The sequence below is a fragment of the Actinomyces sp. oral taxon 448 str. F0400 genome, from assembly GCF_000220835.1.
In the GTDB taxonomy this organism is placed as follows: Bacteria; Actinomycetota; Actinomycetes; order Actinomycetales; family Actinomycetaceae; genus Actinomyces.
The window spans coordinates 205,936-217,766 of sequence record NZ_GL985606.1 but is presented as its reverse complement, the minus strand read 5'-3'; the positions used below and the strand labels follow the sequence as shown (position 1 = coordinate 217,766).

The following is an 11,831-nucleotide window of genomic DNA, read 5'->3' as shown; positions in this document are numbered from 1 at the left end:
GGCCCCGGCGCCACCAGTGCCGTCACCGGCCGCCGCGCCTGCCCCGATGGCCTCCGCCGCCGCGTCGGCTCCGAGCCCGAGCGCATCGCCGGTGCCGTCCGCGGGCCCGGTCGACGGCGCGGAGCCGGTCTGCCCGGAGCGGGCCGGCGGCGAGCCCCCTCTCGCCACCGTCCATCGTCTGCGCGCCCTGCCGGATCTGCCCGGTGGGGCCTCGTCGTCTTCCGCGACGCCTGAGGCCGCATCCGCTGACCGGTCCGGGCTGCCCGACCGGCCCGACCGGCATGGCCTGGACCCCGTCAGCTGGGACAGCCCCGACACCTTCTCCGACGGCACCCCCGTTCCGCAGGAGCCGCCGCCGGAGGACGAGGACGATCCCGAGGACTCCTGGGCGCCCTCCGGCGCCGTCCACGACCGGCTCTCCGCCGCTCGGGCCGCTGCCCGGGCGGCCGCCGGCGGACACTCCGCCCAGAGCGCGGGCCGTGCGGCCGGTGCCGCCTTCTCCCCCCTGGAGGACGACGTCCCCAGCGAGGACGATGAGGACGCCGAGGAGGCCGGCATCGTCGGTCTCGAGGTGGTCAAGCGGCTGCTGGGGGCCACGGTGCTGGAGGAGATCACCGTGACCCAGGAGGGACGCTGACATGCCCGCCGTCTATGAGGGCGCCGTCCAGGATCTCATCGACGAGTTCGGTGAGCTGCCCGGTATCGGTCCCAAATCCGCCCAGCGGATGGCCTTCCACATCCTGTCCGCCGATTCGGCCAGCGTCGAGCGTCTTATCGAGGCGCTTCGCGCCGTCAAGGCGCGGGTGCGGTTCTGCCGGACCTGCGGCAACATCTCCGAATCGGAGCAGTGCGCCATCTGTCGGGACCCGCGCCGCGATCAGCGGATCATCTGCGTGGTGGAGGAGCCCAAAGACGTCGTCGCCATCGAGCGCACGCGGGAGTACCGGGGCCTCTACCACGTGCTGGGCGGCGCCATCGACCCGATCAACGGCGTCGGCCCCGACGATCTGCGCATGCGCGAGCTCTTCGCCCGGGTGAGCGACGGCGTCGAGGAGGTCATCGTCGCCACCGACCCCGACGTCGTGGGGGAGGCCACCGCCGCCTACCTCACGCGCATGCTCACAACGCTTCGGGTCCCGGTCTCGCGTCTAGCCTCGGGTCTGCCGGTGGGCAGTGACCTGGAGTACGCCGATGAGGTGACGCTGGGCCGCGCCTTCGAGGGCAGGCGGATCGTCGAGGGCTGACGGACGGGTCCGGCCGCCCGGATTTCAGATAAGGCCCTCCTCACCTTTATTCTCGCCTACGGGCGGGGCGGCATCGGGCCGGTGCGCGCCCCGCCCGGGCGGCCGCGCCGCGACCGCCCGGGCCCTCACCGAGACGGAGAACCGATGACAAATGAGACCGACGTCGTCGTGGGGAGACGAGCCTTTCTCACCAGGGCGGCCGCCCTGTCGGTCCTGGTCGCGGCCGGCGGCCCGGCGGCCTGCGGACGGAGGGGGCGGCCGGCGGGCGACGATCCGGTGGAGGTGGAACCGGGCGACACCTGCGCGCGCTGCGGGATGGTCATCTCGGACATGCGGCATGTCGGGGAGATCATCGGCGATCGGGACGTGTGGAAGTTCGACGACGTCGGTGAACTGTTCATCTACCGTCAGGAGCAGGGCCTGAGCGACGGCGACGTCCGAGCGACCTACGTCAAGGGGTACGACACCGGCCAGTGGGTCGAGGCCGGCTCGGCCCACTACGTCGTCGCGCCCGATGTCGCCACTCCGATGGGCACGCACGTCCTCGCTCTTGCCGAGGAGGACTCTGTCGGCGCGTACACCGTCTCCGAGTCCGCGCGCGAGAGGACTTATGAGGAGCTCCTCGCCGATCCCTAGCGATGTCTCCGGTGCGCGCGGCGACGCGCGGCGGGAGGGGGAAGCCGGGGCGGCGGGCTCAGGCCACGCGCGTGCCGCGGGCGAGGGTGCGTGCGGGCGTGCGTAGACGGCGGGTCGCGAAAGCCGTCGACCAGCCGCCCAGGCCCAGCATCACCAGCAGGGTCGCGGGCCAGAAGACGAGGTGCCGTGTGGGACGCAGGCTGCCGTCGTCCGAGTCGGGCCCGTTGTCGTCGTTGTCATCGCAGTAGTTGACGACGAGCTCACTCGGCTGCGGGTTGCGCATCTCGTCGATGGTGTCGCCTGTGCCGGTGAGGATCGCTCCTCCGGGGTGGCGCCACAGATCCTCGCTGGCCGGGGCCCGCACTGCGACGTCGCTCAGGGCCGCGAAGGGGTTGGGAATGAGCATCCACCAGATCCGCTCGACGTGCTCGACATCCGTCGTCTGCACCTCCGGCTCGGAGCGGCAGACTTTCCTGTTGTTCGTCGAGGCGTCGTAGTCCGTGAGGTAGATGATGCGCTGCTGCTCGCCGCGCACCGCCGTCGACGAGATCGCCGTGGCCAGGGGGGTTCCGGCCACGAGCGCCACGACGACCAGGTAGGTGAGGACGGCCGAGGCCGATGGCCGCGCCGTCGCGGCGGAGAAGCCCAGGCCGATCGCGCACACCGCCCCCAGGGTCACGACGAGGATCAGCAGATGGCCGGCCAGCGCCGTCCACGACGAGCCCTCGGCGGTCAGGGCCAGTAGGAAGGGCAGGGAGACCGCGAGGAAGGCCAGCGCGGCGGACCAGGCCGCCACGAGCTTGCCGATGACGATCTCGACCGGGCGCAGCGTCGTGGCCTGCAGCAGCGCCAGAGTCGCGTCGGTCCGGTCGCCGTTGACGGAGGAGGCCGACAGGGTCGGGGCGACGATGAGCCCGATGGCCAGAACGAAGCAGACCGTCATGTCGTAGAGGTAGGGGGCGGTGTCCTCCACGTCGCCCCCGGTCGTGCCCGCCAGCAGGCCCATGCCCCCGCACAGGAGCACCAGGACGGCGCCCCACACGATCAGCATGACCTGCCAGCGCGTGGATCTCACGCGCTGACGCAGTTCCAGCACCGCGACGGTGCGCACGGCGGACCAGCTCATCGCCTCTCTCCTTCCATCGACAGGTAGATCTCCTCCAGGCTCCCGCCCGCCGGAGCGAAGGAGACCACATCGACGCCGGCATCGAGCGCTTCGCGTAGGACGTGTGCGGCGGTGGCCTCGTCGGGTACGGCCAGGCGCGCCGCATCGTCGTCGGAGACGACGGCGTGCACCGGAGCCGAGGCGGCCCAGTCCGCCAGGCGCTGCGCGTCCAGGGCCTGCATCCGCCACACGCGTCGGATCGGCTGGGGGCGCGCGGGTCCGCCCGGTGGCCGGGGAGGGCTGCCTCCGTCGGCGTTGTGCGGACCTTCGCAGGAGCTGCGGTCGTCGGGGCCGGGCCGGCCGGGCGACGGCGGGGCGACCGCCTGACCGCGGGCCATGAAGATGACGCCGTCGACCATCTGCTCCAGCTCGGGCAGGATGTGGCTGGAGACGAGCACGGTGACGCCGGAGGCGGCCAGGTCGCGCAGCAGGACCCGCAGGTCGGCGCGCGAGCGCGGGTCCATGCCGGCTGCGGGCTCGTCGAGCAGCAGGACCTGTGGATGATGGACGAGCGCCCGCGCCAGGCCCAGCCGTTGCTTCTGCCCTCGCGAGAGCACACGGGCGGGGGTGCGGGCCAACTCATCGAGGTGGACGGCGGAGAGCATCTCGTCGGCCTGCTGGGCGCTGGTGGTCCGGTCCAGCCCCTGTGCGGCCGCGAAGGTCAGCAGGATCTCGGTGCAGGTCAGCGAGTCCCAGGTGCCGAAGGAGTCCGGCATCCACCCCACGGCCCTGTGCACTTCGCGCGGCCGGGTCACGGGGTCCAGCCCCTCCACCCGGATTGAGCCCGCGTCGGGCGCCAGGAGCGCGGCCAGCATGAGCAGGAGGGTCGTCTTGCCCGCTCCGTTGGGGCCCACGAGTCCCGTGACCGTCCCCGCGGGGACGGACATGTCCATCTGCCAGACCGCACGAGTGGAGCCGAAGAAGCGCGTGACCCCCGTGACCTCGATGCTCATGGGGTCATAGTAGAGATGTCGCGGGGCGCGGGCCACGGGTCGGGGGTGGGATCGGAGCGCAGGCGCACGGGGAGTACTCCCCGTGCGCCCGACTTCCTCGGCCGCGGGCCGCATTCCCGATACCCCGCGTTCCTGATACTCCACGTATGCTGGGTGCGCAGCCACGCCGCCGTGGGCCGAGCCGCGCCGAGGCGCGTGAGCCGCGCCCGCCGTCGTGGTCGCGGTGACCACAACGGCAGGAGCACCTCACATGGCACTGGTCGTCCAGAAGTACGGCGGCTCGTCCGTCAGCGACATCGAGGCGATGCGACGCGTCGCCAGGCGCGTCGTCGCCACGCGGGAGGCCGGCAACACCGTCGTCGTGGTCGTCTCCGCCATGGGCGATACGACCGACGACCTGCTCGATATGGCCGGCGCCCTCACCGGCCACGCACCGGCCCGCGAAATGGACATCCTCCTGTCCGCCGGCGAGCGCATCTCCATGGCGCTGCTCGCCATGGCCGTGGGAGAGCTCGGCGTTCCGGCCCGTGCCTACACCGGCGCTCAGGCCGGGGTCCTCACCGACTCCAAATACGGGCGCGCCTCGATCGTCGGCGTCATCCCCGAGCGCATCGCCCGCGCCGTCCAGATGGGCGCCGTGGCCATTGTCGCCGGTTTCCAGGGCGTTAACGAGGTCGAGGACGTCACCACGCTCGGGCGCGGCGGGAGCGACACGACCGCCGTGGCGCTGGCCGCCGCCCTCAACGCGGACGTATGCGAGATCTACACCGACGTCGACGGCCTGTTCACCGCCGACCCCCGCATCGTGCCCACGGCCAGGCGTGTCGAGGCCCTCTCCAGCGAGGAGACGCTGGAGATGGCCGCTCACGGTGCCAAGATCCTCCACCTGCGGGCCGTGGAGTACGCCCGCCGCTTCGGGGTGCCGATCCACGTGCGCTCCTCCTTCTCCGACAAGACCGGCACGTGGATCTACGACGGCCGTCGCGCGGGCGCCTTCGTCCCGCCCGTCATCCCCGGGCCCGCCCCCTCCGCCGACAGCGCCGACTCCGGTGCCGATGCGCTCGCCTCGGCACCGGAGTCGGCCGGGCCCGTCGTCGACGCCGTCACCGGACGCGTGATCGCCCCCGCCGGCACGTCCGCCCCCTCCTCCGCGTCCGTCGGAGCCGCCCACTCGCACGCCATCAGTACCCGGGCCGAGGCCCGCCCCCGCAGTTCCGCCAAGGAGGATCACGTGGAAGCCCCCGTCATCTCCGGCATCGCGCACGACCGCAGCCAGGACAAGATCACGCTCGTCGGCGTGCCGGATGTGCCGGGCGCCGCCGCCCGCATCTTCGCGATCGTGGCGAGTACCGACGCCAATATCGACATGATCGTCCAGGACGTCTCCGCGGAGGACACGGGCCTGACGAACATCTCCTTCACCTGTCCCGACGGCGACTCCGCCGGGGCCCGCGCGGCCCTGGAGGCCGCGCGGGATGAACTCGGTTTCAAGAGTCTGCATTTCAACCCCGATATCGGCAAGCTCTCCCTGGTCGGCGCGGGCATGCGCTCCCACCCGGGCGTGTCCGCCAGGCTCTTCGGTGCGCTGAGCGAGGCCGGGGTCAACATCCACATGATCTCCACCTCCGAGATCCGCATCTCGGTGGTGGTCGACGACGCCGTGCTCGACGAGGCCGTACGCGCCGTCCACTCCGCCTTCGGCCTCGATGCCCAGGCCGCTGAGGCGGTCGTCTACGGAGGGACCGGACGATGAGCAATCCCGTGAACACCTACACCGGAGTGGCCGACGGCGTCTGCGTTGCCGTCGTGGGGGCCACCGGCCAGGTCGGCCGTGTCATGCGCGCGATGCTGGCCGAGCGCGACTTCCCGGCCCGCTCGGTGCGCTTCTTCTCCTCGGCCCGGTCGGCCGGCAGCGTCGTGGAGTTCCGCGGGGCGAGAGTCGAGGTCGAGGACGTCGCCTCCGCCGACTTCTCGGGCATCGACGTCGCCATCTTCTCCGCCGGGGGAGCGGCTTCCCGCCGGTACGCGCCGGAGTTCGCCGCGGCCGGGGCCGTCGTCGTCGACAACTCCTCGGCCTGGAGGAAGGACCCCGAGGTGCCCCTCGTGGTCAGCGAGGTCAACCCGCAGGCCCTGCGTGAGCGCCCCAAGGGCATCATCGCCAACCCCAACTGCACCACCATGGCGGCCATGCCCGCCCTCAAGGTGCTGCACGAGGAAGCCGGGCTCGTCCGCCTCATCGTCTCGACCTACCAGGCCGTCTCCGGCTCCGGGCGGGCCGGGGTGGCCGAGCTGGCCGGGCAGGTGCGCGCCGTCGTGAACGAGGACATGGAGGACCTGGCCCTGGACGGGCGGGCCGTCGAGTTCCCCGCGCCGGAGGTCTACGTCGACACCATCGCCTTCAACGCCGTGGCCTGGGCCGGTGGCGACGCCGGCGACGGCTCCGGCGAGACCGATGAGGAGCAGAAGCTGCGCAACGAGTCCCGCAAGATCCTTCAGATCCCGGACCTGCTGGTCTCCGGGACCTGCGTGCGCATCCCGGTGTTCTCCGGCCACGGGCTCAGCGTCAACGCCGAGTTCGAGCGCGAGATCAGCGTCGAGCGAGCCCGCGAGCTGCTGGAGGCGGCGCCCGGCGTGACCTATCAGGACGTGCCCAGCCCCCTCAAGGGCGCCGGCCGCGATGGCACCTTCGTGGGGCGCCTGCGCGCCGACCAGGCCTTCGCGCCGGGCCATGGCCTGCAGTTCTTCGCCGTCGGGGACAACCTGCGCAAGGGCGCGGCCCTCAACGCCGTCGAGCTCGCCGAGTTGGTCGCCGCCGAGATCCGGGGCTGAGGGTCTTTCTCCGCCGAGCCGGGCATTTCTCGCATAGCCCTACCGAAAAACAGACGCCCTACGCAAAACATGCCCGGCTCGGCGTTTGCGCAGTGACCGACGTCGAACCGGGGCGAGTGTGCGCAGTCAGTGACCCGATTCGCGTTCCTCCAGAAGACGGTCGATGCGCTCGCTCAGCTCACTGACCTGCTGCTGCAGGGCCGCTACCTGCGCCTGCGTGGCGGCCTCCTGCTCGGCGTTCTCCTCCTCGACTAGCGAGACGATCCACGAGGCCAGGGTCGCCGTGACCACGCCGATGAGCGCCACGCCGCCGATCATGAGCAGCGCCGCGATGAAACGCCCCTGTGTGGAGGCCGGGACGGTGTCGCCGTAGCCGATAGTGGTGATCGTCGTCAGCGCCCACCACAGGGCCTGGCCGAAGGAGCGGATCGAGGAGCCCGGTTCGTGACGCTCCGCATCCAGCGTGGCCAGCGCCGAGGTGAAGATGAGTAGGGCGGCACTGCCGGCCGTGTACAGGGTGATGCGCCCGCGCAGCGCGGTGCCGGCGCTGCGCTGCATGATGCCCACGAGCGTCACCAGGCGCAGGAGTCGCAGCGGCCGCAGGATCGGCAGGGCAATGACCGCCAGGTCCGGCAGGTGGTGGAGGAACCAGCGGCTCCGACTCGACGCCAGCGCCAGGCGGACAAGATAGTCGACGCCGAACAACACCCACACGGCGTCGATCACCAACTCGGCCGCGTCCTTGGCCCCGCCTTGCGCGTTGGCGAGCACCTCCCAGGCGTAGGCAGCCAGGAAGACGACGGCGGCCCCGGTCAGCGGCCACTCGGTCGCTCGCTCCCACGTCCGCAGCCGAGCGCCCGTGCTGTCGTCGGTCGGCATGCCCCGATGGTAGACGGCGCTTGGGCCGGAGCCGTACTGCCCTCACCGGCGGGGACATTTCTACACAGCCGGGGGCGTGTCGCGTGTACGGGGACCGGATTCCTGTTCCCGTACGCCGTGGACTGCACCCGTCCGGCGGGCGGATAGTGCGTCCAGAGGTGTGGAATGTCCCCATCGGTACGAGGAGATCGGGATGAGTGTGGCTCAGGCCAGCAGGAGTCCGACCGCGGCGCCGAGGTAGAAGACGTAGACGGCCAGCAGGAAGATCCGCTCCGAGATCCCGAACGCGTAGGGCCTTAGGCGGCGGATGACCAGCGCGGTCACCAGGGCGATGAGCGCGGCAGCGGTCACCCATCGAGTCACCCCGAGGAAGGAGACCAGCCCCCGCGGCGCGAGCGGGGTCAACAGCCGGACGATGCTGCCCATGCACGAGTAGGCGATCGAGAACCAGGCGATGGCGGCCACCAGGTGAAGGCGGCCGATGAGGGTGGCCGGCTGCCCCTCGACATCGGTCGGCAGGAGGGGCAGCGCAGCGAAGATGACGGCCAGGGCCGCCAGCCACAGCGCCACGTTCTTCTCCGGCGTCGGCGGCCCGAGAGCGACCGCGCCTGCGAGTACGGCCCAGAACACCGCCGAGGTCCAGGTGACGGCGGTCGCCAGCCGGTGGGTCGGTCCGACCGCGTAGTCGCTCACCGCGTGCTGCACGATGTTGTAGTCGCTGGGGACGAGGTGGAGGGCGATGAACATGATCAGCCGCGCGATCCCCAGGGCGAGGGCCAGACCTGCAAGAGCGGGGGCGAGGGTGATCGTCATTGAACCGGCTCCTTTCGTGGCAGCTGTTCCTCGATGGTAAACGTCTGGTCACAGGCGGGGGCGTTCGACGCCGTCGGGGACACTTTCTCGCTGGCGGGTGCAGTCCACGCGTACGGGAACCGGAATCCTGCACCCGCACACGCGGGATGTCTCCGGCCGGAGCGGTTCGCACCCGGCTGCGCAGGATGTCCCCTCCGGAAGGCCACGGGGACCCGACGCGCGGAACGCCCTATCGAGCGAGGCGGGCCCACACCCGGTAGGGCACCACCAGCCCGACCGCCATCGCCAGCACGATGAGCACGGCGGTGGCCAGGTCGCTCGCCGTCGCCGCCAATGCCGCCTCCGCGTGCGCCTCAGACAGCAGGCTCAGCGTCCCCGCGGCGGTGCGGAACAGGTACACGCCGGGCACGAGGGCCACGACCGCGGCGAAGCCCGCCCCCGCGAAGGGGATGTGCCGCGAGCGGCACACCGGTGTGAGCAGGCCGCCCGCCACCAGGCAGGCCAGCAGGGAGGCGGCGGGCGCGTTCCAGTGCCACCACGTCAGCGAGACCCAGTGCGCCGCGTGCGCGAGGCCGCCGGCCAGGAACGCCCAGCCGAAGGCCCCGATCGGCATGGAGAAGTACACCGGGTAGCACATGGCGAGGACGGCGGCGGCGAGGGCGTCGAGCCACAGCGGGATCGCGCTGGTCGTCGCGGTCAGCGGCAGGCCGGTGCCGCCGATGAGCAGGCCCCCCACGACGCCCGCGCTGATGGCCAGGATCGTCAGCGCCGCGTCCGCCAGCCGCGCCAGGCCCATGTCGTGGCGGCGCTCGGCGATCTCGATGGCGCCGTTGAGGACCTGGGGGCCGGGCACGAGCACCATCCCCGGGCGCACGGCCACGAGCCTGGCCGTGCCGGTCCAGCCGAGGCGGACGGCGAGCGCGCCGACCAGGCCGCCGATGAGGGCCGCGGCGAAGGTCTGGGTGATCGCCGTCGCCCGCCCCGCCAGCGCGCGCCCGCCCGCCCCCGCCGCGGCGAAGACGAGGGCGACCGACGGCGGGTGGTGCGCCCCGAAGATGAGGGCCAACAGGCTCGCGCCGAGGCCCGCCGCCAGGGCGAAGAGGCCAGGTCGGACTGGCGGGTCGGGCCCGCGCCTGCTCCAGCAGGTCCTCCAGCTCGTCGAGGGTCAGGCGGTCGGCGGTGCTCAGACGATGCTGGATGAGGGTCGCGCGCCCCATATGCACTGTCACCGGATGGATGGGCCTGACCGCTGCGACGGGCCCGTCCGCGTCGGCGAGCGCGACCTGGGACCAGGCGGGCAGCAGCGTGAAGCGGGTGCCCAGGAGACCATTGAGTCGTTCGACGGCGGCGATGGCGTCGTGGGTGGACTGCCCCGAGTCCAGGAGCAGGGCGGCGGTCCGGACGGCGCGCGGCCGGATCGCATACTCTGCCGGGCTGGACTGGGGAAAGGACGTGTTACTCGTCGATTATGCTCAGGATCCCATCGGCGACGGTCTCCTGAGCTGGCTCGGTGAATCCGTGTCCCTCACCGTCTAGAGTGGTCAGGTCGGCGTGGGCGAAGGTGGTTGACGCGCGCTGCGAGTAGGAGATGGGCACAATGTCGTCGGCGGTTCCGTGGAAGATGAGAACCTCACCGCCGAATGACATGTGGTCGTAGATGTTGACGTCGTAGATGTCCTCGAAGTACTTGCGCCCCACGGTCAGCCCCATGAGGTCAGTGGTGTCGGTGATGTCCTCCCTGTTGGGGAAGCGCTCATGGGCGTCGTCGAAGAGCGAGAGGGCCGGGTAGAGCAGTGCGATCCCCCGAACACCGGTGGGGTTCTCGTCGGCCACGAGGGTGGTGACGACGCCGCCCTGGCTGGCGCCGATGAGGTAGGTGCGGTTGGCGTCCACGTAGTCGAGCCCCTGGACCAGGGTGAGGGCATCACGGAGATTCTGCACCTCGGTCATGACGGACATGTCGGTCATGCTGCCCTCGCTCTGACCGGGCTCGAAGCCGCTGCCGCCAGCGAAGTCGTAGCTGTAGACGACGACGCCGTGCTGGGCCAGCAGGTCCTGCATATGGGAATGGGACTCCTGGGCGTGGTTGCCGCCGAAACCGTGACTCATGATGGCGACCGCGGGGCCCTGGGTGTTGGGGCGCTTGATCTCGCCGTAGATGTGGTTGCCGGCGCTCTCGAAGCCCAGCTGCTCGGTGGTGACGGTGTAGGTCTGCTGCGTGCCCATGGACTGCGTGGCCCCCGGAGAGACGGCGGCGGCGAGTGAACCTGCGGTCAGGATGGTGCGTCGTTTCATCGTTCCCTTTTTCTTCGTCGGGGGATCGGGCTGCGCGCGCCGGTCGATCGTCTTCTAACTGGACGGGGCGCCGCTGGCTGAGATCGTGACACTGCTGCTCGGAGTCAGTGCCCGGATGGCCTCGACGGCGCTGCCCGAGTCGAAGGACCCGATGACGTGGATGCCGTCGTAACGGGCGACATTCCCCCAGTAGAGGACGATCCGTTGGCCGGGAGACCAGTAGGCGATGTCCCGGGCGCCGGGTCATCGCCGGCGGGCATCTGGTCATAGGCCAGAGGCTGGTTCAGGTCGGCGATCTTCTCCTCGAAGCCGGCGGAGAAGTCGCGGAAGGAGAGGGTCAAGGGCAGCAACGGCTTCAGGGACTCCGCGGCCTGGGTCCCGTTAAGACGAGCGGAATAACTGGTCCCGTCGATCGTCACCTGGATCGCCGCCTGGGGGGCGGGCGCCTCCTGGGAGCCGGCGGAGCCCAATGCGCCGGCCGCGCCTTCCGAGGCCGAGCCACGACCCGGGTCGCCGCCAGCGTCGCCCCCGCTCCGGCTTGCGCACCCCGCGGCGAGACCGACTGACGTGAATACTGCTGCGACGAGAAGCGTCCTCCGGCTGGTGCCAGCATTCTCATCAGTCAACTCAGTCAACGCTCAACGCTCAACGCTCCCGTCGTGGAGCTCGCGCCCGGTATCCGTGGAATTCTCGTTGATCTCGCGCTGCGCCCCACCGGTCCGCATCCCTTCTGTCAACTCCAATGAGCTCGGATCACGATGATGACATTATCACACCCGGGTCTGGGAGGCCCTGCCAGAACCACCCGGAAAACGGCTCCTCGTGTCCGAGGGGGCGGCAGGCGGAGAGAGAGGGCGTCAGCCCCGCGCCCGTTACCTTGTTGGTGGCCCCGGGTGATCCGGGGCTGGGCCAGCTACTGTGGGCACGGGTGTCTTGCCCCTGTCCGTAGATGATCCGGGGGGGTGTTGTCACCCGCGGCAGCCGGGCGCTGGTGACCGCTGATAAGGGGAACGACCC

At 71.0% G+C, this 11,831-nt stretch carries 11 protein-coding genes and 1 pseudogene; 5 read left to right on the top strand and 7 right to left on the bottom strand.

Annotation, left to right across the window (positions count from 1 at the left end; translation table 11 throughout):
- The 3 genes from HMPREF9062_RS01020 to HMPREF9062_RS12010 all read left to right on the top strand — a co-directional run.
- Nucleotides 1-637 (top strand): hypothetical protein (locus HMPREF9062_RS01020; protein ID WP_216584444.1); only part of this gene is annotated, 637 nt, incomplete at its 5' end.
- Nucleotide 638: 1 nt separating this feature from the next.
- Nucleotides 639-1,244, top strand: a complete 606-nt coding sequence (gene recR, locus HMPREF9062_RS01015; RefSeq protein ID WP_009409748.1) for a recombination mediator RecR — start codon at nucleotides 639-641, stop codon at nucleotides 1,242-1,244.
- 144 nt (nucleotides 1,245-1,388) lie between these two features.
- Nucleotides 1,389-1,880, top strand: coding sequence for a nitrous oxide reductase accessory protein NosL (locus HMPREF9062_RS12010; RefSeq protein WP_009409747.1), 492 nt, complete (start codon nucleotides 1,389-1,391; stop codon nucleotides 1,878-1,880).
- Nucleotides 1,881-1,938: 58 nt separating this feature from the next.
- Here HMPREF9062_RS12010 and HMPREF9062_RS01005 read toward each other — a convergent pair whose 3' ends face one another.
- Nucleotides 1,939-3,006 carry an ABC transporter permease gene (locus HMPREF9062_RS01005; protein ID WP_009409746.1) on the bottom strand — a complete coding sequence of 356 codons (1,068 nt, stop codon included), beginning with the start codon at nucleotides 3,004-3,006 and terminating at the stop codon, nucleotides 1,939-1,941.
- Nucleotides 3,003-3,998, bottom strand: coding sequence for an ABC transporter ATP-binding protein (locus HMPREF9062_RS01000; RefSeq protein ID WP_009409745.1), 996 nt, complete (start codon nucleotides 3,996-3,998; stop codon nucleotides 3,003-3,005). The genes HMPREF9062_RS01005 and HMPREF9062_RS01000 overlap by 4 nt, the downstream gene beginning before the upstream one ends.
- Before the next feature lie 250 nt (nucleotides 3,999-4,248).
- Between HMPREF9062_RS01000 and HMPREF9062_RS00995 the strand changes: the two genes are divergently transcribed.
- Nucleotides 4,249-5,751: an aspartate kinase gene (locus tag HMPREF9062_RS00995; protein WP_009409743.1), complete on the top strand. Its 1,503-nt coding sequence runs from the start codon at nucleotides 4,249-4,251 to the stop codon at nucleotides 5,749-5,751.
- Nucleotides 5,748-6,827, top strand: a complete 1,080-nt coding sequence (locus HMPREF9062_RS00990; protein ID WP_009409742.1) for an aspartate-semialdehyde dehydrogenase — start codon at nucleotides 5,748-5,750, stop codon at nucleotides 6,825-6,827. Before HMPREF9062_RS00995 ends, HMPREF9062_RS00990 begins: the two co-directional genes overlap by 4 nt.
- Nucleotides 6,828-6,953: 126 nt before the next feature.
- On the opposite strand, the gene HMPREF9062_RS00985 is transcribed toward HMPREF9062_RS00990, so the two are convergent.
- The 5 genes and pseudogenes from HMPREF9062_RS00985 to HMPREF9062_RS12725 form a co-directional block, all read right to left on the bottom strand.
- Nucleotides 6,954-7,706, bottom strand: a complete 753-nt coding sequence (locus HMPREF9062_RS00985; protein ID WP_009409741.1) for a potassium channel family protein — start codon at nucleotides 7,704-7,706, stop codon at nucleotides 6,954-6,956.
- Between the two features lie 204 nt (nucleotides 7,707-7,910).
- A complete protein-coding gene (locus HMPREF9062_RS00980; RefSeq protein WP_009409740.1) occupies nucleotides 7,911-8,519 on the bottom strand; it encodes a DUF998 domain-containing protein in 609 nt (202 codons plus the stop codon).
- Nucleotides 8,520-8,748: 229 nt separating this feature from the next.
- Nucleotides 8,749-9,585, bottom strand: coding sequence for a threonine/serine exporter family protein (locus tag HMPREF9062_RS00975; protein WP_009409739.1), 837 nt, complete (start codon nucleotides 9,583-9,585; stop codon nucleotides 8,749-8,751).
- A gap of 389 nt (nucleotides 9,586-9,974) precedes the next feature.
- Complete coding sequence (locus tag HMPREF9062_RS00970; RefSeq protein ID WP_009409738.1) at nucleotides 9,975-10,814, bottom strand: alpha/beta hydrolase family protein; 840 nt, start codon at nucleotides 10,812-10,814, stop codon at nucleotides 9,975-9,977.
- Between the two features lie 54 nt (nucleotides 10,815-10,868).
- Nucleotides 10,869-11,233, bottom strand: a pseudogene (locus tag HMPREF9062_RS12725) (cyclophilin-like fold protein).
- Between the last annotated feature and the right edge of the window lie 598 nt (nucleotides 11,234-11,831).